We start from the raw sequence: 21,062 nt of genomic DNA on the forward strand, positions 1-21,062 counted from the left end.
CACCAGTGCAGATGCCCCCAACGCCCCGCCCCGCTACGAGGTGCGGCGCATCCTGAAGGCCTATATTGATGCGGAATGGCTGGCGACGCTGGATGAACGGCTGGAAGCCTATCTGGCGCATGCCCGTAGCCTTGAGCAGACGGACCTGCCCCTTGCAGGTACACCTACCCCGCCAGAACAGAACACCACAGCTGAATCGCAGCTTTTTCCTGACCATGCCGATACAGGACTGACCGACCGTGACTGACACCCAGCAAGCCCCGCTCGACTTTGCCGTGGATGATCGTCTGGCCGGGTTCCGTCTGCATCGTCTGGAAGTGCTGAACTGGGGCACGTTTGACAAGCGGATCTGGCGCTTTGACCTCAACGGTCGGAACGCGCTGCTGACCGGTAATATTGGCTCGGGCAAATCCACACTGGTGGATGCCATCACCACCCTGCTCGTTCCCGCACAGCGCATTGTTTATAACAAAGCTGCTGGGGCTGATACGCGTGAGCGCTCCCTGCGCTCCTACGTGACCGGCCATTATAAATCCGAACGCAACGACGCAACCGGTTCCACTAAATCAGTTAGCCTGCGTGACACACAAAGCTACACGGTTATTCTGGGTGTTTTCAAAAACGAAGGGTATCTGCAAACCGTCACACTGGCGCAGGTTTTCTGGATAAAAAAACAGCAGGTGCAGCCTGCACGCTTCTTTGTGTGCGCGGAAAAAGAGTTGTCCATTCAGGAGCATTTTACCGGTTTCGGGACGGATATCCTGCAACTACGTAAAAACCTACGTGCGCAGGGTGCGGAAGTAGAAGACAGCTTTAACCGCTATGCCGCATGGTTCCGTCGCCGCTTCGGGATTGAAAACGAGCAGGCTTTAGATCTGTTTCTGCAAACTGTTTCCATGAAGTCTGTTGATAATATCACGGACTTTGTGCGGGAAAACATGCTGGCGCGATTTGACGCGACTGAACGCATCCATGCCCTAATTTCTCATTTTGAAGATCTGGATGACTCGCATCAGGCTGTCCTGAAAGCGCAGAAGCAGATCAGCCTGCTCACGCCCTTGACAGAAGACCTCACCGCCCACACGGAAAGTAAAAGCTGGCATGACACGCTCAAAGCCTGCCGTCAGGCTTTGCCGGGTTATTTTGCCAGCCAGAAAGCCACCTTGCTTGAGCAGAAAATTGCCAAAGAGCAGGATGTTGCCGCAACCAATCAGCAGCAGCTGACTGAACAGGATGCCGTACGCACCACCAGCAAGCAGCAGCTGGACGAGATCAAGCAAGCTATTTATGCCAACGGGGGCGACAGGCTTGAGCAACTAGCCATCGCCATCCAGCAAGCCGAAAAGACCAGTGAAGACCGGCGCAAAAATGCCGCGCATTACGCAATACTTGTTGAAAAACTACATGAAAAACCTGCTAACTCTGCTGAAGGCTTTCTGGAGCTTACGCAGCATCTCAGGAAGCAGAAAGGTGAGTGGAAAAAGCAGGATACCTGGCTTGCAAAGGATCTGACCGAGCAGAGCATTCTGTTCCACGAAGAAAAAAACCAGCACGCCGAGATTATCACCGAACTGGACAGCTTGCGGAAACGCCAGAGTAATATTGACGAACGGCAGATCCGCATGCGCGCCATGCTGTGTGATGCGCTGGATGTGTCTGCGGAGGATCTGCCGTTTGCCGGGGAACTTATCCGGGTGCGCGATGACGCGCGGGAATGGGAAGGCGCTGCGGAACGTCTGCTGCATAATTTTGCATTATCACTGCTTGTGCCGGACCATCTCTATGCACAGGTGGTGGACTGGGTTGACCGCACACAGCTAAAAGGGCGTCTGGTTTACTACCACATTCAGCAACACCGCTCAGGTTCCCATGCCGGTCGCCATCCCAATACACTGGCCCAGAAACTGGAAGTCCATCCGGACTCCCCCATGCGGCTCTGGGTGGAAAACGAACTGGCACACCGCTTCAGCTTTACCTGCTGCGAAACTCAGGACGATTTCCGCCGCTCCAGCAAAGCCGTTACCCGGTCTGGTCAGGTCAAGGAACCGGGCGGTCGGCATGAAAAAGATGACCGCCACCGGATTGATGACCGGAGCCGCTATGTTCTGGGCTGGAACAACGCCATCAAGATTGCAGCTCTTGAAGAGCGGCAGCGGGAGCAGGAAGCGCTGATCCAGAAACATGCTGCTGAAATTGCGCAGGCCGAAAACACCCGTAAAATGCTGCAGGAACGCTTTGAAACGCTAACCCGGCTGGAGCGCTACCCCGATTACACCCAGTTGGACTGGCAGAGTGTCGCACAAACAGCAGCTCAACTGACAGCCAAACGGGAAGCTCTAACAGCAACATCCGATGTTCTGCGTGAACTCAAACAGCAGAAAGAGCATGCAGAACAGGCGCTACGACAAGCTGAAGCGGAGTATATGATCCTGTTTAAAAAGCAGGCACTTCTGGATCAGTCTGTTGAAACTCTTCAGGCCCGCCTGCAACATTGCCAGACGGTTCTGAACGACTATGCACTCACACCGCAGCAGGAGCAGGAGCTCACCCATCTGCAAACACAACTGAATGGCGCAGAGCTATCCAGCCTTGATGCCTGTGAGGGCGCTGAAACGCAGCTGCGCGACCAGCTGGACACACAGATTGACCATCAGCAGCGCACACTGGATTGCCTGCGCGATAGCATTCTGAAGGATATGCGGGACTTCCGGACAACATATCCGGTCGAAGCGCAGGACATGGACGATCATCTGGATGCCGGCCCTGAGTATTGCGCGTTGCTGGCACAACTCAAAAAAGATGACCTTCCACGCTTTGTCAGTCGCTTTAAAAACCTTCTGACAGTCAATACGATTAATGAAATTGCCAATTTCAATGCGCATCTGGCGCAGGAACGGGAGATTATCAAGGAACGGATTGCCGTCATCAATACGTCCCTGACCCAGATCGACTATAACCAGGACCGCTACATCCGGCTTGAAGCCCACCAGACGCTGGACCCGGAAATTCGGGATTTTCAGGCCTCCCTGCGTGCCTGCACCGAAAATTCTGTTTCCGGGGATGATACCCAACAGTATTCCGAGCAGCGCTTTTATCTGGTGAAAACCATGATCGAACGCTTCCGGGGTCGTGAAGGTCTTACGGAACAGGACCGCCGCTGGACCAATAAAGTCACTGATGTGCGCAACTGGTTTTCCTTCGCGGCCAGTGAGCGCTGGCGCGCGGATGAGGCCGAGTTTGACCATTATACAGATTCCGGCGGCAAATCTGGTGGCCAGAAGGAAAAGCTGGCCTATACCATTCTGGCAGCCAGTCTGGCGTATCAGTTTGGTTTGGAATGGGGCGAGGTACGCTCACGCTCCTTCCGCTTTGTGGTGATTGATGAAGCCTTTGGCCGTGGGTCTGATGACTCCACCCAATACGGCCTGCGGCTGTTCCAGCAACTCAACATGCAACTTCTTATTATTACACCCTTGCAAAAAATCCATATTATTGAACCTTTTGTTTCAAGCGTGGGCTTTGTGGATAATCGGGACGGGAATTACTCACGCCTGCGCGTTCTGAGTATTGAAGAGCATTTTGCCAACAAGGCATCCCAATCTGCATAGCCACCCCTCGCTCCCCACAATTGCCACCCGCCCCCTACTTTGATAATGATAATCCTTCTCAAGTAAGGAGTGGAGATCATGTCAGGGCCGGGCGTATGGCAGCAGTTGTTTTCACGGCCACATAAAAACAAAAAGCCTGCCCAGCCCCCTTTGCCAGAACAGATAGACGCCATTCGTCAACGCGCGGAACGGGGCCATCATCTGGATCAGGTTTTATGGGGGAAAGTGCTGCTGAATAGTGCCTATGTCACGCCCGATCACTCTAAGGCCCTGGTCTGGTTCACTATGGCCGCCAATGCCGGATACGGCCCTGCGCACAACATGCTGGGGCGGTGCCACCATTTTGGGTGGGGATGCAAGAAGGACCTGCAACAGGCCGCTCACCATTATGAAACTGCTGCCAGCCTCGGCGATGAATGGGGCCGTTATAATCTTGGCATTCTGACCATGCGTGGCCTTGGCATTCCGCGTGACATGAAAAAGGCGCTCGGGCTTTTTACAACAGCGGCACACAACGGGCACGCCAAGTCCATGAACCTTCTGGCACGCTTTTTGGAAGAAGGCTGGGAGACACCTCAGGATAAAGAGGCGGCTTTAGTCTGGTATCGCAAATCCGCTGAAGGCGGTGATTATCGCGGCTGCCATAACTACGCCACAGCTCTGGCTGACGCCGGACATGTGGATGATGCCCTACACTGGTGGCGGCAAGCCCTCCCGGATGCCACGTCAGATATTCTTCTCGCCATGGATCGGGCTTTGACCAGTCTGGGCGAGGCAGGAGATCCCACGCTTTACACAGCCTTGCAGGAACGCCTGCAAACCCTCCCGCCACACACCCAATCAACTTCCGTCACACCCTGACGCGTCTGCCCTCCTCAGGCAGCGCTGCGAGCACTCCTGAGACCACTCACATCTCCGTGACCTGGAAAACATCACTTTTGCAGAAGTATCTGATAAGAAATACCTCTTGTTGATAGTGAGACTTAATTCCTATATTCTATTGATATAAAAGCGTTTTTTATTTGCCTTCTATAAAAGGTTGCGTTACATGCTGGCCCTAAGTTCTCAACTTGAACAGAAAGTCCGCATCATGGTTAAAGACGCAAAAGTTATCGAACATCTGAACACCCAGCTCACAAACGAGCTGACGGCCATCAACCAGTATTTCCTGCATGCCCGCACCCTGCGCCACTGGGGCGTGACCCTGCTGGGCAAGAAGGAATATGAAGAATCCATCGAAGAAATGCGCCACGCCGACTGGCTGATTGAACGCATCCTCTTCCTGGGTGGCCTGCCGAACGTCCAGCGCCTGAACACCATCCTGATTGGTCAGGACGTGAAGGAAATTCTGGAATGCGACCTGAAGCTTGAAGAAAAGGCAATTGGCGACCTGCGTGAAGGCATTGCCTATTGCGAAAGCGTGCGGGATTACGTTTCTCGTGACCTGCTGCTGAAAATCCTGACGAACGAAGAAGAACATGAAGACTTCCTCGATCGCCAGTTCGATCTGATCAAGCAGGTTGGCATTGAGCGCTACATCCACCTGAACTCTGCTGCTGCCCCTGATCAGGACTAATCCTGTTCTCCTCTACCCCCGGCTTTTCTCGCCGGGGGTAGTCGGCGCTCCTAGCGCGCCGCAAATGTCTGAGCGTAAAGTTCCGGCTTAAATCCCACCACAACAGAACCAGCCTCCAGAACGGGTCGTTTGATCATCGATGGCTGAGCCAGCATCAACGCCAGAGCTTTGGTGGCATCCAGATTGGTTTTCTGGTCTTCCGGCAGTTTGCGGAAGGTTGTTCCCGCACGGTTGAGCAGCGTTTCCCACCCCACCACATCCATCCATTTTTTCAGATGCGCGGCGTCAATGCCCTGACTTTTATAGTCATGGAACTGATAGGCCACACCGTGCTCGTCCAGCCACTTCCGTGCCTTACGCATGGTGTCACAACTCTTGATCCCGTAAATCACGACTGGTGTTGTCATCTACCGTCCTCCCATCCTTTCACTATGAGCTTCTTGCCTCTGGCTGAACTGATTGACAGACTTGTCAAAATTATACCACTTTGCAGCCATGCTTCGTTTGTCCATCCGCCCATTTGGCATCAGTTCTGCTCTTCTGCTTGGCGGATGCACAGTACAGGGCGCCCCCTCTTTTTCACTGGTCGGTGCGTATTTTCCAGACTGGATGCTGTGCGGCATGATCGGCATTGCCGCTGCTGTCAGTCTGCGCGTGGTTTTTGTGCTGACTGGCGTTGATGCCATACTGAGCCTGCGCCTGTTTACCTACCTGTCCCTCGGGGTTATCACCGCCTTGCTGACATGGCTCATCTGGTTTGGACCGTAGAGTATTATGAAGAAAGTCTCTCTTTCCACAACCAGCCCAATCGGGCTCGCCATTGCTGCGGTCTGCATTCTCGGTGCCATTGGTCTGGGTGTGTACGTCTCGCGTCAGGACAGCGCCTACCCCTCATCCGATAGCGGCTCCATTGATGCCGAAGTGGTGCATATGGCTTCCACGGTCGGCGGCCGCCTGATTGCATTACCTGTGCACGTGAATCAGGCCGTTAAAAAGGGAGCCCTCCTCTACCGTCTTGACCCGGAACCATACGAACTAGCCGTGCATCAGGCAGAAGCCAATCTGACCTTGGCAGCCGCGGAAGTGGAAAACCAGAAACGCCTGCTGGCTGTCAAAACTGCCAATGCGGCTGTTGCGCAGGATCAGGCGACCCGTGCGCAGACCAATCATGATCTGGCAGCCCGCACAGTGGAACGCCTTAAACCTTTGGCCGGCCACGCCTATATCCCCTGGCAGCAATATGATCAGGCCCGTGTGGCGTTGAATGATGCCGCCATTTCTCTCTCGCAGAGCCATCAGCAGGCCGATGCCGCGCAGATTGCCATCGGGGATCTGAAAAGCTCTCTTGCTGCCCAGCAGGCTGCACAGGCCATGCTGGATCAGGCCCGTTACGCCCTGCGCCAGACAACCGTCGTCGCCCCGACCGATGGCTACGTCACCAGTCTGCGCGTCAAGGAAGGGGAAATTCTGGCTCCCTCTCAGGTTCTTTTCACACTGATTGCCAATGATGCCTGGTACGCCAGCGCCAATATTCGGGAAATCACCCTGCCGGCCATCACGCCGGGAGACTGTGCAACAGTCTATTCCATGATTGACCGCCGCACGCCCTTGCACGGCCATGTGGAAAGCATTGGCTGGGGTGTCGCTTCATTAGAGTCCGCCGGTCTCGCCCGGGGGCTGCCATTGGTCCCGCGAGAGATGGACTGGGTGCATGTGGCACAGCGCTTCCCCGTGCGCATCCGGCTGGACCCGGCGGACCCACGCCTGCTGCGGCTTGGCGCCACAGCCACAGTCGAGATCCGGCATGGCGAAGCCTGCCACTAACAAACCACCACTGACGGCGGCCCGCCTCTGGCAGCTTGTCACGGAGCGTGCGCCCGGCCGGGGCTGCAACGCATTGCGGGTTGCGGCGGCCTGCACCACAACTGTGCTGGTGGGGGAGATCTGGCAAGTGCCGGACATTGCCGTGCCCGCCCTTGTCACCATGGCCCTGTGGCAAAAAGACCGTGTGACCAATGTGCTGGCCGGGCTGGCCGTTAACATCCTGTTTGGCGTCATCATCCTCATGATGTTCGGGCTGATGCACCTGACGCTGGACCACCCGATGGGCCTTGTCATCGCTACAGCCGTTTTATCTTTCGGGTTCTTTTTCCTCGGGTCCGCCAGCAAGCTGAAGCCAGTAGCCTACATGCTGGGGCTGGTTGTGGTGTATGCCATGATCGCCATCGGGAATGTGCCCTTTGGAGAACTGGCAACCCGCGCCCTGCTTTATGCCGACCTGTTTATTCTGGTGCCGGGTGCTGTCATGGTGTGCCTAGCCCCCTTTATCTGCCCGTCTCCCAAAACCATTCTGACCCGCACCCTTGCCCACCATCTGCGCCTGAGTGCTGCCCTGCTGCGCAACCCTAAAGATGAGCAGACGCGTGATCAGGCCGAAGCCCTGCTGCGCGACGGGACAAAAGGCATGATGATGTCCCTGAAAATGGCTGGGCTGGAAAAACTATGGCGCAAGCAGGATCTTGCCAGTCTGAAACAGGCTATTCCGCGGAGTGTCGGTGTACTGGCCTTCGCCCATGCTGCTGCGTGTGAGGCAACAGACGCATCTGACACGTACCCTCACGCACCAGAAGCCCTGATTGAAACCCTGCTTGAAATGGAAGATATTTTTCAGAGCGGAGGCTATCCAACCGATATCGGGCAACCTCCTGTGCCTTACACCTCTCCGGCTCTTGCACAGATCGCTGCGTTGCTGCCAGATTTTACGAAACCGATAGAAGACGAGTCCTCGGAAAAAGCCAAAAGCAACCCCTCTTCCTCCGGTTTTTTCGCACCGGATGCCTGGACCAACCCGGAACATGTGCGCTTTGCCGTGAAAGGCACAGCAGCTGTGATGCTCAGCTATTTTATCTTCAAAATTCTGAACTGGGACGGCATTCATACCTGCATCATCACCTGTTTTATTGTCGCACTCCCCACTATGGGAGAAATGATTTCCAAGCTGACCCTGCGTATCAGCGGAGCTCTGGTTGGGGGCGCACTGGGCATCCTCTCCATCATTTTCGTGATGCCGCATCTGACCAATATCGCCGCCTTTCTGGCGCTGATTTTTGCAGGCTCTCTCCTTGCTGCATGGGTTAAATCGGGGGATGAACGGATTGCATATGCAGGCTTCCAGATTGGTCTGGCTTTTTTCCTGTCAGACCTGAAGGGCTATGGCCCGACATCGGACATGACAACAGCGCGAGACCGCATTATCGGCATTCTCCTTGGAAACTTCATCACCTATGCCGTTTTTACCAGCTTCTGGCCATCCAGTGCTTATGACAAAATCCGGGATAAAGTTTCCGCTGCTCTGAAGGCGCTGCAGGCGCAGTTCAATGCTTCCTCTGTGCAGGATGAACTGCAACAGGCCGCCGCCGTGCAAAGTGCTCTGGCACAGGCCGAACGTATGATGGAATTTGCCAGCGTTGAGCCCATCCATTTGCGCGCCAACATGGATGAACTCGCCAGCTATCAGGCCATCACCAGCCAGATTTCCTGCCTGACAGAAGACGGTCTGATCCCCGCCCGACGCCCCGCTGCGTCTGCCCTACTCGCCTCTCTGGACAAGGTGGTGTCATGACCCGCTTCTCCCTCCGCTCAGTTCGCCTGACCACAAGCCTGCTTTTTCTACTGGGAGGCTGCGCAACGGAAGCTCTGAACAGCGCACCGGACCGGCCAGATGCACCATGGCAGCCCAACGTGTCCGACAAAGGCGAACTGCTGCCGGGCAAAAACAAACACGCACTTGCTCTGCCTGCGGGTTACACACTGCCTGCCAACGAAACCATTGCCCCGCGCCCGGCAGATGCGGATGTCAGCACAACGCACACCTATTCCCTGCCGGAACTGATTGATCTTGCGCAGTCGGCCAACCCCACTACCCGGCAGGCGTGGAACACTGCGCGCGATGCCGCTCTGGCGGTGGGCATTACCCGCACGGCTTATTTGCCGCATTTAAGTGCGACTGTGGTGGGCGGTTATACACACCAACACAACAACGGCAACAATCCCAGCCTGAGCAATGCCGGGGATATCGGAAACGTTATCAATAACGGGATTAATCAGGCGGAATCCCTTGGAGACGGCGTCCGCAATCGCAATTCCGGACATGGCGAAGTGCAGACGCTCAGCATGCAGTGGCTGCTGTTTGACTTTGGCAAGCGGGAGGCCGTGGTCAACGCTGCCAAACAGACGCAGCTCGCCACCAATATTCTGTTTACGGCGGCGCATCAGAAAGTCATCTACGCGGTGGCACTGGCTTTTTATACCCATGCCGCGGCAGCCGCCCGCGTTACGCTGGTGCAGCAGGCTTTGGACAATGCCCGAAAGGTGCAGGCGGCGGCTGAAATGCGCCTTAAGCAAGGGCAAGGCACCATTGTGGATGTGACGCAGGCTCAGCAGATGACGGCACAGGCAGAACTCCGGCTTGTGCAGGCCCAGAATACCGCAGAAAATACCTATCTGGACCTGATGACCGCCATGGGGATTTCCCCTAATACACGCCTGCAAACACAGGATATTTCAAACCGCCCGCTGACAATGGCCGACATGCGTCTGACAGATGATATGGTCAGACAGGCCGTCGCGCAGCGCCCGGATGTTCTGGCAGCCTATGCTGCGGCAAAAGCCTCACAAAGCAATATTGCCGCTGCAAAAGCCGAGTTTCTTCCAAAAGTTTTCCTGTCGGGCAACGTTGCCTACACCACCGGCCATCTGGCGCTGTCTTCCGTCCCCGGCATTGGTGCTGACTCCAATCCCACCCTGAACCTGTCCACCAACAACTTCAGCAGCCTTATTCTGGGCGGCATTACCGTGCCTGTGTTTGATGGCGGCATGCGGGCTGCGATGTTGCGGCAGGCCAAAAATCAGGCGGATAGTGCTCAGACCCTTCTGCGTAAAACTGTTGATGAGTCCGTGAAACAGATTGTCATGGCAGAAAACAGCCTGCATGGCAGCCTGAGCGCCTACACAGCGGCAGGCCGCCTGCAAACCGCAGCGCAAACCAGCTTTAACGCCGCCTTTGCCGCTTATCGGAGCGGGGTCGGGTCCATCACGCAGGCCACGCTGGCACAAACAGGTCTGCTGGATGCGCAGCTTGGCCATTCAGACACCTATTATGCCGCCCTGATTGCAGCTGCCAGTCTGGCCTTTGCAACTGGTGCTCTGGGCGATGCACCGCAGAACTAACACCCTCCTCCTCACACACAACCCGCCCATGGTCCGGCAGAACCGCAAGAGACTTTGACCTCAGAGGACAGGGCAGTAGAATGGCAAAAACTGTCATCGCAAACAGGAGTGTTGTTTAGAACGCCTCCCACAGGAAACCAGTGCATTATGCGGGCCGCCTTTCTGACCAGCCTCCCGGGGTATACAGAGCAGCGTTTCAGGCGGCCTCGCCTTGCATCCCGCACTCTTCTGTCCCTTCTGGCCTGCCTGCTCCCGGCAACCGGACTGGCACAAAGCCCGGTGGATGATCAGGCCGAGCGGGACCAGCAAAGTCTGGGAAACTCGGCCCCGTTCATGAACCAGTCTGCCATGGGCATCGGCATCAATGCTTTGCATCTGCCCCGCGCCAGCAAAACCGGCAATGATGATCTGGACACCAGTGACAACCTGCTGGGCACGATGGGCGGCCTGCGGACATGGTTGTATAAATACGGCATCACGTTTGAGATGGAAGACGTGGAAGAACTGTGGGGCAACACCTCCGGGGGGGCCCCCAGCACCATGGATGCCCACAGCGGGAAAGGCTCCGGACCGGCCTATGATGCCATCACGGCCCCGACCCTGACCGTTGATCTGGAAAAACTGATTGGCCTGAAAGGTGGGATCTTTACCATAAGCGCCCTGCAGACCCGCGGACGTTCCATCACGCAGGATCATCTGGCCAACTTTAACCCCGTCAGCAGTTATGAAGCCGACCGCTCCACGCGCCTGTTTGAACTCTGGTACCGGCAGCTGTTCTTTAACGGCAAACTTGGCGTCAGGATCGGGCAGCAGAATCTGGAATCGGAATTCATGCTGACTGAATATGGCGGTCTGTTTCTAAATTCCAATTTCGGCTGGCCCATGGCGCCTTCTGTCAATTTGTATAGTGGCGGACCCTCATGGCCTTTGTCATCCCCGGCTCTGCGTGTCCGTTATCACCTGACCCATGCCTGGACCCTTCTGGCGGCCGTTGCGGATGATAACCCTCCGGGCAGCCGCTATAACGCCTTCAACATCCAGAATGGCGGCAATGCAGCGGACCCCACCAATCAGGTCACGCATGATGGCAGCGGTACGCGCTTTAATACCGGCACCGGCGCGCTGCTGATCGGGGAGTTGCATTACACGCTCAACCGTCAGCCGGAAGACCTCTCGGACGCCACCAAAGATCCCGGCCTACCCGGCATTTATAAGCTGGGCGGTTTTTACGACACCGCGAATTTTCCGGATTATCGTTACAATACGCACGACCAGCTGATGGGGAAAAACGGCGGCTCCCCACGCTGGGACCGGGGAAACTGGATGGTCTATGGCGTTATTGACCAGATGGTCTGGCGACCTTCCTATAAATCCGATCGCTCTCTGGGTCTGTTTGCCCGCGCCACGGGAAATAGCGGGGACCGCAATCTGGTGAGTTTTGCGGCGGATGCCGGGTTGAACCTTAAAGCGCCTTTCCTGAGCCGCCCGAACGATACATTTGGCGTTGGCTGGGGCATTGGCCGCTCCAGCTCTGGCTGGCGTCAGTATAACCGGAACGCGGGCAGCCTTATCCCCGGCAATGAAAACCATCTGGAAGTGACGTATCAGGCGGAAGTTCAACCCTGGCTGGTTATCCAGCCGGATTTTCAGGAAATCTGGAACCCAATGGGCGGCAAAGCGGACCCCCGTTATCCCTCTACCGGGCACCGCATTGGCAATGAGACGGTTTTCGGGCTGCATACAAGCGTGACGTTCTAAGCGTCTCGCTGTCCCTGTTGAAGTGCAGGCCAGAATATGAGATGAGTATGTTATAACGTATAATTTCAGAGGATCAGTGTGCCCGAACATCTTTTGGCCTGATACGCCGTTTCGTGGCGACACCCCGGACTCACCACCCGCCTGCCCTGCGTGCGGTGTCCTCTCGCATCAAGGGCTTTTCTCTTCCAGCATTTCCTATCCCGCAGAATGACCACATCCCGGTGTGGTCTGCTTTTTTGCTTGCAGAAAACGTCCCTCTCTCCGGCATGATGGCGGACGGCGTACTGCCTCTGCCCTCTTCCGTCCTTCCACCCTTCAGCCTTAACTGTCCATGAAAACAAACCTGCCTCTTTCTCTGCCCGGAAAACAGACTTTCATGCGTGCGGCCTCTCGCACCCTGATGCCCTCCGCCGTTGCACACTGGCTGGGTGTGCGGGCCATTGCCATCGCACCGGAACAGGTAGCCGTGCGGGAAGGGCTGCGCGCGGGGGTAGCTGTTGGCACCGTCATGCTGCTGGCGCTGTACCTGCACATGCCCCTTATGGCATGGTCCGCCTTTGCTGCGTTCTGGACCTGCCTTGTCGACCCAGGCGGCCTGCTGCGCTCCCGGCTGGAAACCATGCTTAAATTTGCAGCGCTTGGCACGGTCATCAGCGGGTCCGTCTCCGCAGCCGCAGGGTTTGGGACGCTCCCCGCCTTTATGGCACTCGGGGTGAGCGTTCTGGGCTGTGCGCTCCTCCGCCTGCGCGGGGCAACAGCCACGCAAATTGGTGTTCTGGCAGCCATCGTCGCAGTGGTGGCGGTCTGTTATCCCTTTCCGCCAGAAGTAGCCGTGCGGCTGTCCGGCCTGTTTGCGCTGGGAGCCATCTGGGCCACTTTGATCTGCGTTCTGGCATGGCCGGTAGACCCGTATATGCCCCTGCGGCTGGCCTGTTCCGCCGTACTGCGGGAAGAAGAACGCATGACGCGCCGTCTGCTGGACTACATGACGCCCGGCGCTCCAGATATGGAGCAGGAAAATGCATCCATCGGGGCGTTCCGGCGGGAAATCCGCAGCCGGATTGAACGGACACGTGGCCGCATTGAGATTTTGTCCGCTGACGCCATCAGCAGCAGAACCCGCGCCACCCTTCTCCCGGCTATTGAAGCCTGTGACCGGATTTTTATCGCGCTGATCGCCTTTGAACATGCCGTCTTATCGGGCGAGACCTCCCACGCAGGCCGCCGCACGGTGCGCGTTGTCACCACAACATTGCACCGCATGGCCCGAGAGGCCCAGCGCCCGGAACCGCGACCCGAGCGCCTGCATCGCCAGCAACGTATTCTGGCCCGTATTGCGGAACAGGATGCAGATCTGTTTGGCAAAGGGGCACATGTCTGTGCACGAGCCGTGCAGGAACTGATCACCGCCTGGCAGACCCTCTCCACGTCACACGCTCAGCCTGCCGGGCAGACGCAACGCGGCGCACCCCGCCCTGCCGCCGTACCACGGGCGCAAGGCGTGCGACACGCTGCGCGGCTCTGTGTTTCGGTGCTGATAGCGTATGCCATCTCTCTCAAACTGGACCTGCCTTACGCCTACTGGGCGATGATGGCCGTCGTTGTTGTCACGCAGCCCAGCGTAACAACTACCCTCCCCCGCACGATTGAGCGCGTTATCGGCAGTATTGCAGGCGGCCTGCTGGCGGCGGTGATGGGCGTGCTCCTGCCCGTCTGGAGCATCCTGCTGCTGATCTTCCCGCTGGCAGCAGCAACTATTGCGCTGCGGAGCGTCAATTACACCTTGTGCGTGATGTTCATGACCCAGCTCTTCGTGCTGGTGACGGATCTGGTCAGCCCCGGTCTGGGGTGGGATGTGGCACTGGCGCGCGCCATCAACAACATTATCGGCAGTCTGGTTGGACTTGCAGGTTGCTTCCTGCTCTGGCCAGAACGCCGTGGTGCCCCTCTGGCCGCACAGGTGGCCGATGCGTTCCGGGCCAATATTCGTTACGCAGCACTTGCCACAGGTCCGGAAATCCTGAGCTGGCACCAGATTGAAAGCGCACGCCGCAAGGCTGGCACGACCAGCACCGTTGCGGAAATTCAGTGTCAGACTGCACGGCTGGAAGGGCTCCGCCGCTCCGACCAGATCGGCAAAGCACGAGAAATTCTCTTTTTGTTACGGAAGCTGGCTGGAGCAGCCAGTGTCTGGTGGATGGAAAAAACACCCGAGCCGACACAGGCGGTCCTCCAGCGGGCAGACCTGTATAGCCGTCTGGCGGAACGCTTTGACCCGACAGATCAGTCCTCGTCTAATGCTGCACCACTGGCGGACGCCAGGCTGGATGATCTGCTCACATTGTTACGGAAACTGGATCTGGCGGATCTGGACGACGAACACATTAAGGCTGTCAGTCAGGGGCATCCCCTCTGACTGACAGCCCTGTTTACCCGGCGTAAGAAACAGCCTGATTTTGGCGGAACGTCTGCGCGACCTGACGAGCCAGCATCGCTACATCAGGCTTAATGGCGTTGTGCAGCGCACGCACACTCTCATGAGCCGCATAAAAGCGCTGCCCCTGATCACCACTGAGCTGAATAGCTGTTCCCAGAAAAACGCCGTCTATTTCGATAATTTTTGAAGTACGTATCATGACTGACCTCGAAAACAAAACCCCTTGAGGGGTGTCTCCGCCGGCAGTTTCACTCCCGGCGGATTATAGAGTGTGCCTGTTCTGCACACCATGACCTTTGATCTGCTGCATTCGCATGCAACATCGCGGGTCCCTGCACATTCGCAGCGTCATCAAAACCGCTCCCTGATTTCATTGCTGCCTCACGGTGGTGAGGTGAGCCCGACCCTATGAGCAAAAATGCGGCTCGTCAATAAAAACACGATTATAATAGTTGTTATGTTTCTATTTTATTAAATTTAGACGATTGATATTTGTGGATATTTTCTTCTTGTTTTTCAATGCATTAAGACTTTTCACGCCAACAAAAACCCAAAATCCCCGTTGAGAATGCGACCTATCCATCCACCTCAGAGACTTCACATTTTTGCGAGACTCGGAGTTCAACTGCCTTTAATCGTATTTAACACCAAGCCGATTTAACTCTCAGCATCATACCGGAAGCAGGCGGGGTCATGATCCACCACCATGCCCACCGCCTGCATCCACGCATAAACAATAACAGGACCAACAAACTTGAAGCCACGCTGTTTCAGGGCTTTCGAGAGAGCCTGAGACGCAGGCGACTGCGCCAGCACCTGCCCTGTTGTATTGACCACCGGCGCACCGGGCACCATTCCCCAGCAGAATGCAGAAAAATCCTCGCCCTGCTCCTGCATGGCCAGATAGGCCCGGGCATTGCCAATTGTCGCCTGAATTTTGGCCCGCGCCCGAATAATGCCGGGGTCCTGCATCAGACGCTCGACATCGGCTTCATCAAAGCGCGCCACCTGCTCAGGATCAAACGCAGCAAAAGCTTTCCGAAAACCCTCGCGCCGCCGCAGAACCGTCAGCCAGGATAAGCCCGCCTGAAACCCCTCCAGCATCAGCATTTCCCACAGCATGCGACTATCATGCACCGGGACGCCCCATTCTTCGTCATGATAGGTGCGCAAAAGCGGGTTTGTCTCCGCCCAGCGGCAGCGTGTGACAGGAGCGGTGGATGAGAACGGACTCTGACTTTTCATATTGTCTTTCTATACGGTCCTGCTGCCAGCGTCATGCCTTCAGAGACTTTTGATAAAACCCGCAGGCGTGCCTTCCGCAGAATTGATAAAGACCACATCATCCGGTGCCCGACGGGATGTATCAATGGCCAGAAAAATGACCGGATCACGCAGAATACGCGGCAGGGCATGCACAGCCCGCCGCGGGAACACCAGCAGGTGCCCCGGTGCAAACGGCGCCTCATCTGCCGGATCATCAATCCAGAATGTCCCCTCCCCGGAGAGGACATGGAGGACTTCATCACACTGGGTGTGATAATGAGGCGGAATATCCCGATAAATCCGAAACACTCTGATACTGGCTTCAGGTTTATCCGTCAGATAGGTATCCAGAAGCATGGTCTCGGCGGTTTCCGGGAAAGCTGCGGCAATTTTAGTGAGGTCAAACCGTCCGCCACTGCGGTTTAAGGTCATTATATGCTCTTCTTTAATCACGAGCGTTTTTCTCCAACTCTGAGCAGTTTCTACAAAACGGTTTTATCCGGACCTCAGGCCGGAAACCCTTCAAGCACAATTTTCCCTTTTGCCTGACCGCTCTCAATCACTGCATGCGCCTCACGCAAATTGGCCGCTGTGATTTTGCCGAAATTTTTACCAAGTGTCGTGCGAAGACGCCCTTCATCCACAAGACGGGCTACGTCGTTCAGCAGTTTTCCCTGTTTGCCAATATCCGCTGTTCCAAACAGTGAGCGGGTAAACATGAGTTCCCAGTGCAGGGAGAGACTTTTCTTTTTAAAGGGTACGGCATCAAGGGTAGCCGGGTCATCAATCAGACCGAAGTGGCCTTGAGGCGCAATCAGGTCCACACTCTCTGCGACATGCTGATCGGTCTGGGTCGTGGAGAAAACAAAACCGGGGCTACCTGTTGGCAGCGCTGCAACCTGCGCAGCCAGAGGCTTGCTGTGATCAACCACAAAATGTGCCCCAAGGGATTTCACCCATTCCTGCGTTTCAGGGCGAGACGCTGTGGCAATAATCGTAATATCCGTCAGGACTCTCGCCAGTTGTATGGCCATAGAACTAACCCCGCCCCCGCCACCAATGATCAGAAGAGACGGCTTCACACCGGGAACGGACCGCCGGATATCAAGGCGATCAAAAAGCATCTCCCAGGCTGTAATGGCTGTCAGCGGCAGGGCCGCCGCTTCAGCCCAGTTCAAAGAACGAGGTTTACGACCGACAATCCGCTCATCAACGAGATGGAACTCCGCATTGGTCCCCGGTCGATCGAGAGCACCTGCATAAAAAACCTCATCCCCAATAGAGAAGTCCGTAACATCAGGCCCGGTCGCAGCAACAATCCCGGCAGCATCCCAGCCCAGAACCCGCCATTGACCGTCCTCCGGCGTTGCGCTGCGACGGACTTTTGTATCGACGGGATTGACCGAAACAGCCTTGATTTCCACCAGAAGGTTTCGTCCGGCAGGAACAGGCTTTGGCAGATTGATGTCCTGCAAAGAAGCCGGATTTTCAATGGGAAGAGGTGTCTGATAACCGATGGCACGCATGAGTTCTGCTCCTCTGTTGAGTCAGGAACACCGTGAGCGCTATGCTCTTGCCACACAAGAACGCATTTTTAACGCCCATAGTATCGGAAATGATACCGTCATGACCCGTATTCGTCATAAATCACTTGCGTGCAGCCCCGGCTGTGCTGTTGAGGCGACGCTTCAATATATCGACGGAAAATGGAAAGGGGTGATTCTGTATCATCTCCTTCAGGGAACGCTGCGCTTCAACGAAATCCGCAAGCGCCTGCCCAATATCACCCAGCGGATGCTGACAACGCAGCTACGCGAACTGGAGCATGACGGATTTGTTCTACGAACGGTTTATCCAGAAGTTCCCCCGAAGGTGGAATACAGCCTGACCGAACGGGGGCGTACGCTGGAGCCCGTGATCGTGGCGCTCAAAAAATGGGGAGATGAAAATACCGGGTTCGGACAGAACACGCCGCCATAACCGGGGCTGAAACGACCAGACAATCATTTCAGCATGGCACAAAACCCTGTAGGGTCCGCGCAGAGAGCGACGAAAAACAATTTGCGACAGGTTATGAACAGGTTTTTTTCCAGAATCACCACCAGACAACTGGTGTTCAGCGCGGCCTTTCTGTTTGTGTCCGGATGCGCTTCTCCTGTTTCCGTCGCCCCGCTTTCCCTCCGGCAGGCCTATCAGGAACACAGCCAAAGTGCACTCAGTGGCAGCAGGCTCAGCAATACCACTCATACGGTTCTCCAACTGCAAAACCTGCTGAGTGCATGGGAAAACCACCCTAAAGAGACCATCGCCACCCTCCGCAGTCTGACGCAGGCCCATTTTTATGCGCAGGGTCTGGCTGACCAGCTTTTTGCCCTCGCTGAACTCAGCTACATGCACGCCCACCGGCATGCAGACCGGGCCGAATTCATGGCGGCCGCCCTGTATGCTTACGCGTATCTCAACCCCAATGGCCCGGAAAACGAACGGCCAAAAGCGTACGACCTGCATGTCCGGCAGGCCTGTGACCTCTATATGCTGGCGCTGACAGAAGCCTTTGGCAGCCCCGTCAGCCTCACACCCCAACGCTGGACGTTACCGTTCGGCACGCTGGATCTGAGTACGACGCCCAGCCAGTTGGTGTGGCATGACCATGTGTTGCAGGATATTCGCCCCATGGCCCGGCTTTCCGTCCGGGGGCTGGAAAATGTTTACAGCCATACCGGACTTGGCGAACCCGTCGGCGCACTTCCCCACATGGACCACCCGGAAAGCCGCTCTTTCCAGATTACGGAAAAACTGAGGGTACCGCTTAACCTTCTCCTGTCGCTCGATCATCCACGCCAGCAGGTGTTGACCAGTACCCTGCGCGGCAGGCTGGATCTGACAGCCATTGATGAAGACCTGAGCGAACAGACAACACCCACCACTCCGGCAGCGCCACAACCGGTCCCCTTACAATATGATCAGACAGCGGCCCGCGCGCTCAGCCTGAGTGATGCAATGGACTGGTCCTCGGAATATAAAGGGTTTCTGGACGGGCGTTTTTTTGACAATGGCCGCACACCACAACTCGCTACCATAGAACCGCATCAGGTCGGGCGAATGCCAGTCGTACTCATCCACGGCACCGCGTCAAGCCCGGCCCGCTGGGCCAATATGGTGAATGACCTGCTGGAAGACCCGGACATTCGCAAACATTACGAATTCTGGTTTTTCTCCTACGCCACCGGAAACCCAATCCCTTATTCCGCTCTGCAACTCCGCCACGCCATTGCGCAGGCGGTAGCGGACCTTGGCGGCGTCAAGGCGGACCCTGCGCTGGGGAACATCACGCTCATTGGGCACAGTCAGGGCGGGTTACTGGCCAAGATGCTGGTCATTAACAGCGGAGATGCGTTGTGGAACGGCCTGATCCCCCGCCCGCTGTCATCCCTGAAGCTGACGCCGGATGCCAGGACGTTGCTGCAGGACGCTCTGTTTCCCACACCTCTGCCGGAAGCAAGGGAGGTTGTGTTTATCTCCACCCCGCAGCACGGCAGTTACATGGCCAATTTCTCTCTGGCGCGCCTTGTCGGGCGGATGGTGAGCTTTCCGCTCACTGTGCGTGAAGTCACCAAACAGGTTCTGGTCAGTGACCCGAATGTCGCTCGGCTCAACATGAATCCCTGGCGGGTGGGAAGTGTGTACGGCATGTCTCCCCATAGTCTCTTCATCCAGTCTCTGGCCTCCATTCCGGTGGTGCCGGATGTGCGCACCCATTCCATTATTCCTGTTCTGGGCAATAAAAGTCTGAAAAATTCTGATGATGGCGTTGTGAAGTATGAAAGCGCGCATGTGCCGGATGTAGACTCTGAACTGGTCGTCCGCCATTCCGGCCACTCCACACAGTCCAACCCGATTACCATTGCAGAAATCCGCCGCATCCTCCGCAACCATCTGGCCCGCACGCAGAGCGGCACTCTGGAAGGCGGATTGATAAGCCAGAGTGATATTACCGCCATTGGCGGCCAGTTTGTCCCCACACGCGGCAACGGCCCCCGCACAGCCGAAACGCCCGATGGCATCCTGCCTTCTATTCCGCCAGTGCCCGCACAGGTGAGCCACTAATGCCGCAGACGTCCAACAAACCCGCACACGGCAGACGCTGGGCCCACTGGTTTGCGGGGTGTGCCACCTTCCTGCTGGGAGCGTTTGGCACACCGGCTCTCTATTATTCCACGCTTGAGCCGGATGCTCTGCGACTGGGGCTGACCTGCCTGTTTCCGCTTGTTCTGGGCACAGCGTTCTTTCTGCGCACGCACCAGACAGCCCGACTGGCGCTGGCTGGCGTGAGTGCCGCGTTTGCCGTCTGGTATGTGACGGACCCACCGAAAAACAACCGGGACTGGGCCGGAGAATATGCGGTGCCCGCCAGTGTTTCACTGGAGGGGCGAACGGTACATCTGCACCACGTCCGCAATTTTATCTACAAAACACCCAGCGACTATACAGCCCGCTATTATGATGCGGATTATGCGCTGGATGACCTCTCTTCCGTCGATCTGGTTACGTCCTACTGGGCGGGGGAAAGCATTGCGCATGTCTTCCTCAGCTTCGGCTTCAGGGACGGGCGGCATGTTGCAATGTCCATTGAAACGCGCCGCCAGAAGAAGTTTCCCTATTCCGCCATTGCCGGCTTTTTCCACCATTATGAACTGTTTTACGTTGTAGCCGATGAGCGGGATCTGATTGGTGTGCGGACAGACGTGCGCAAGGAGCGCGTCTATCTGTATCAGCTCCTTCTCTCACCAGAAGCCAGAGAACGCCTGTTCAACAGCTATCTGCAGGAAGTCGATCACCTGTCCCACACGCCGGAATGGTATAATACCCTCACATCAAACTGTACCACGGGCATTTTGACGCGCGCGCAGGCCAGCTTCCGTTACCGACTGGACTGGCGGATTCTGCTCAGCGGCTATACGGCCTCTCTCGCCTACAAGCTGGGCCTGCTGGATACCCATCTGGACTTCCGCACATTGCATGACCGCAGCCGGATTCAGCGGCCAGAGGGTGCCACGCCCGGCCCGGACTATTCCACTCAAATCCGGCAAACACTGCCTCTGGAAACAGATCCGTCTTCCAACAGATAAAGCCGGGAACCGGATTTCCGGAAAAACGATACCTTTCCGAAACAGGCTATCTTTGAGTG

At 56.4% G+C, this 21,062-nt stretch carries 18 protein-coding genes; 13 read left to right on the forward strand and 5 right to left on the reverse strand.

Features of this window, described 5'->3' with window-relative positions; translation table 11 throughout:
* From KP703_RS10660 to bfr, 4 genes are all read left to right on the forward strand, one after another.
* Positions 1 to 247: hypothetical protein (locus KP703_RS10660; protein WP_215754861.1), on the forward strand; the 247-nt coding region annotated here is incomplete at its 5' end.
* On the forward strand, positions 240 to 3,608 hold the full coding sequence (locus tag KP703_RS10665) for an ATP-binding protein (protein WP_215754863.1): 3,369 nt from the start codon (positions 240 to 242) through the stop codon (positions 3,606 to 3,608). The genes KP703_RS10660 and KP703_RS10665, both read left to right, overlap by 8 nt.
* 78 nt (positions 3,609 to 3,686) lie before the next feature.
* Positions 3,687 to 4,469 carry a tetratricopeptide repeat protein gene (locus KP703_RS10670; RefSeq protein ID WP_215754865.1) on the forward strand — a complete coding sequence of 261 codons (783 nt, stop codon included), beginning with the start codon at positions 3,687 to 3,689 and terminating at the stop codon, positions 4,467 to 4,469.
* Between the two features lie 229 nt (positions 4,470 to 4,698).
* A complete protein-coding gene (bfr, locus tag KP703_RS10675; protein WP_179193820.1) occupies positions 4,699 to 5,184 on the forward strand; it encodes a bacterioferritin in 486 nt (161 codons plus the stop codon).
* A gap of 50 nt (positions 5,185 to 5,234) precedes the next feature.
* Here bfr and KP703_RS10680 read toward each other — a convergent pair whose 3' ends face one another.
* The gene (locus tag KP703_RS10680; protein WP_062273196.1) at positions 5,235 to 5,591 is read right to left on the reverse strand and encodes an ArsC family reductase; all 357 of its coding nucleotides are present in this window, start codon (positions 5,589 to 5,591) and stop codon (positions 5,235 to 5,237) included.
* A 61-nt stretch (positions 5,592 to 5,652) separates the two neighbouring features.
* Here KP703_RS10680 and KP703_RS10685 point away from each other — a divergent pair, with 61 nt between their 5' ends.
* The 6 genes from KP703_RS10685 to KP703_RS10710 all read left to right on the forward strand — a co-directional run bounded on the left by KP703_RS10685 (position 5,653) and on the right by KP703_RS10710 (position 14,587).
* Entirely contained in the window at positions 5,653 to 5,952 is a 300-nt protein-coding gene (locus KP703_RS10685; protein WP_252354015.1) for a YtcA family lipoprotein, read from the forward strand.
* A gap of 6 nt (positions 5,953 to 5,958) precedes the next feature.
* The gene (mdtN, locus tag KP703_RS10690) at positions 5,959 to 7,008 is read left to right on the forward strand and encodes a multidrug transporter subunit MdtN (protein ID WP_215754867.1); all 1,050 of its coding nucleotides are present in this window, start codon (positions 5,959 to 5,961) and stop codon (positions 7,006 to 7,008) included.
* Positions 6,989 to 8,806 carry an FUSC family protein gene (locus tag KP703_RS10695; protein ID WP_215754869.1) on the forward strand — a complete coding sequence of 606 codons (1,818 nt, stop codon included), beginning with the start codon at positions 6,989 to 6,991 and terminating at the stop codon, positions 8,804 to 8,806. Before mdtN ends, KP703_RS10695 begins: the two co-directional genes overlap by 20 nt.
* Complete coding sequence (locus KP703_RS10700; RefSeq protein WP_215754871.1) at positions 8,803 to 10,413, forward strand: TolC family protein; 1,611 nt, start codon at positions 8,803 to 8,805, stop codon at positions 10,411 to 10,413. Before KP703_RS10695 ends, KP703_RS10700 begins: the two co-directional genes overlap by 4 nt.
* A gap of 147 nt (positions 10,414 to 10,560) precedes the next feature.
* Positions 10,561 to 12,171, forward strand: a complete 1,611-nt coding sequence (locus tag KP703_RS10705) for a carbohydrate porin (RefSeq protein ID WP_215754873.1) — start codon at positions 10,561 to 10,563, stop codon at positions 12,169 to 12,171.
* Positions 12,172 to 12,547: 376 nt separating this feature from the next.
* Positions 12,548 to 14,587: an FUSC family protein gene (locus KP703_RS10710; RefSeq protein ID WP_252354016.1), complete on the forward strand. Its 2,040-nt coding sequence runs from the start codon at positions 12,548 to 12,550 to the stop codon at positions 14,585 to 14,587.
* A 13-nt stretch (positions 14,588 to 14,600) separates the two neighbouring features.
* Here the strand turns inward: KP703_RS10710 and KP703_RS10715 are convergent, their stop codons facing one another.
* The 4 genes from KP703_RS10715 to KP703_RS10730 form a co-directional block, all read right to left on the reverse strand.
* Positions 14,601 to 14,807 carry a hypothetical protein gene (locus tag KP703_RS10715; protein WP_062142967.1) on the reverse strand — a complete coding sequence of 69 codons (207 nt, stop codon included), beginning with the start codon at positions 14,805 to 14,807 and terminating at the stop codon, positions 14,601 to 14,603.
* Between the two features lie 458 nt (positions 14,808 to 15,265).
* The gene (locus tag KP703_RS10720; protein WP_215754877.1) at positions 15,266 to 15,853 is read right to left on the reverse strand and encodes a DNA-3-methyladenine glycosylase I; all 588 of its coding nucleotides are present in this window, start codon (positions 15,851 to 15,853) and stop codon (positions 15,266 to 15,268) included.
* A gap of 39 nt (positions 15,854 to 15,892) precedes the next feature.
* Positions 15,893 to 16,327 carry a cupin domain-containing protein gene (locus KP703_RS10725; protein WP_215754879.1) on the reverse strand — a complete coding sequence of 145 codons (435 nt, stop codon included), beginning with the start codon at positions 16,325 to 16,327 and terminating at the stop codon, positions 15,893 to 15,895.
* Between the two features lie 53 nt (positions 16,328 to 16,380).
* Positions 16,381 to 17,400, reverse strand: coding sequence for a zinc-binding alcohol dehydrogenase family protein (locus tag KP703_RS10730; RefSeq protein ID WP_215754882.1), 1,020 nt, complete (start codon positions 17,398 to 17,400; stop codon positions 16,381 to 16,383).
* 100 nt (positions 17,401 to 17,500) lie between these two features.
* Here KP703_RS10730 and KP703_RS10735 point away from each other — a divergent pair, with 100 nt between their 5' ends.
* The 3 genes from KP703_RS10735 to KP703_RS10745 all read left to right on the forward strand — a co-directional run bounded on the left by KP703_RS10735 (position 17,501) and on the right by KP703_RS10745 (position 21,003).
* Positions 17,501 to 17,854, forward strand: coding sequence for a helix-turn-helix domain-containing protein (locus tag KP703_RS10735; protein WP_197464440.1), 354 nt, complete (start codon positions 17,501 to 17,503; stop codon positions 17,852 to 17,854).
* Between the two features lie 93 nt (positions 17,855 to 17,947).
* Positions 17,948 to 19,981 carry an alpha/beta fold hydrolase gene (locus tag KP703_RS10740; RefSeq protein WP_215754884.1) on the forward strand — a complete coding sequence of 678 codons (2,034 nt, stop codon included), beginning with the start codon at positions 17,948 to 17,950 and terminating at the stop codon, positions 19,979 to 19,981.
* Positions 19,981 to 21,003 carry a DUF4105 domain-containing protein gene (locus tag KP703_RS10745; protein ID WP_215754886.1) on the forward strand — a complete coding sequence of 341 codons (1,023 nt, stop codon included), beginning with the start codon at positions 19,981 to 19,983 and terminating at the stop codon, positions 21,001 to 21,003. Before KP703_RS10740 ends, KP703_RS10745 begins: the two co-directional genes overlap by 1 nt.
* The last annotated feature ends 59 nt before the right edge of the window (positions 21,004 to 21,062 follow it).

This window comes from Acetobacter sp. P5B1, assembly GCF_018811985.1.
Classification (GTDB): Bacteria; Pseudomonadota; Alphaproteobacteria; order Acetobacterales; family Acetobacteraceae; genus Acetobacter; species Acetobacter cerevisiae.

What these genes read in the sequence shown, in the direction of transcription:
- KP703_RS10705 (WP_215754873.1), top strand. Translation starts at nt 10,561, where the DNA reads ATGCGGGCCGCCTTTCTGACCAGCCTCCCGGGGTATACAGAGCAGCGT.
- KP703_RS10695 (WP_215754869.1), top strand. Translation starts at nt 6,989, where the DNA reads ATGGCGAAGCCTGCCACTAACAAACCACCACTGACGGCGGCCCGCCTC.
- bfr (WP_179193820.1), top strand. Translation starts at nt 4,699, where the DNA reads ATGGTTAAAGACGCAAAAGTTATCGAACATCTGAACACCCAGCTCACA.
- KP703_RS10730 (WP_215754882.1), bottom strand. Translation starts at nt 17,400, where the DNA reads ATGCGTGCCATCGGTTATCAGACACCTCTTCCCATTGAAAATCCGGCT.
- KP703_RS10745 (WP_215754886.1), top strand. Translation starts at nt 19,981, where the DNA reads ATGCCGCAGACGTCCAACAAACCCGCACACGGCAGACGCTGGGCCCAC.
- mdtN (WP_215754867.1), top strand. Translation starts at nt 5,959, where the DNA reads ATGAAGAAAGTCTCTCTTTCCACAACCAGCCCAATCGGGCTCGCCATT.
- KP703_RS10700 (WP_215754871.1), top strand. Translation starts at nt 8,803, where the DNA reads ATGACCCGCTTCTCCCTCCGCTCAGTTCGCCTGACCACAAGCCTGCTT.
- KP703_RS10740 (WP_215754884.1), top strand. Translation starts at nt 17,948, where the DNA reads ATGAACAGGTTTTTTTCCAGAATCACCACCAGACAACTGGTGTTCAGC.
- KP703_RS10720 (WP_215754877.1), bottom strand. Translation starts at nt 15,853, where the DNA reads ATGAAAAGTCAGAGTCCGTTCTCATCCACCGCTCCTGTCACACGCTGC.
- KP703_RS10670 (WP_215754865.1), top strand. Translation starts at nt 3,687, where the DNA reads ATGTCAGGGCCGGGCGTATGGCAGCAGTTGTTTTCACGGCCACATAAA.
- KP703_RS10710 (WP_252354016.1), top strand. Translation starts at nt 12,548, where the DNA reads ATGCGTGCGGCCTCTCGCACCCTGATGCCCTCCGCCGTTGCACACTGG.
- KP703_RS10680 (WP_062273196.1), bottom strand. Translation starts at nt 5,591, where the DNA reads ATGACAACACCAGTCGTGATTTACGGGATCAAGAGTTGTGACACCATG.
- KP703_RS10715 (WP_062142967.1), bottom strand. Translation starts at nt 14,807, where the DNA reads ATGATACGTACTTCAAAAATTATCGAAATAGACGGCGTTTTTCTGGGA.
- KP703_RS10735 (WP_197464440.1), top strand. Translation starts at nt 17,501, where the DNA reads ATGACCCGTATTCGTCATAAATCACTTGCGTGCAGCCCCGGCTGTGCT.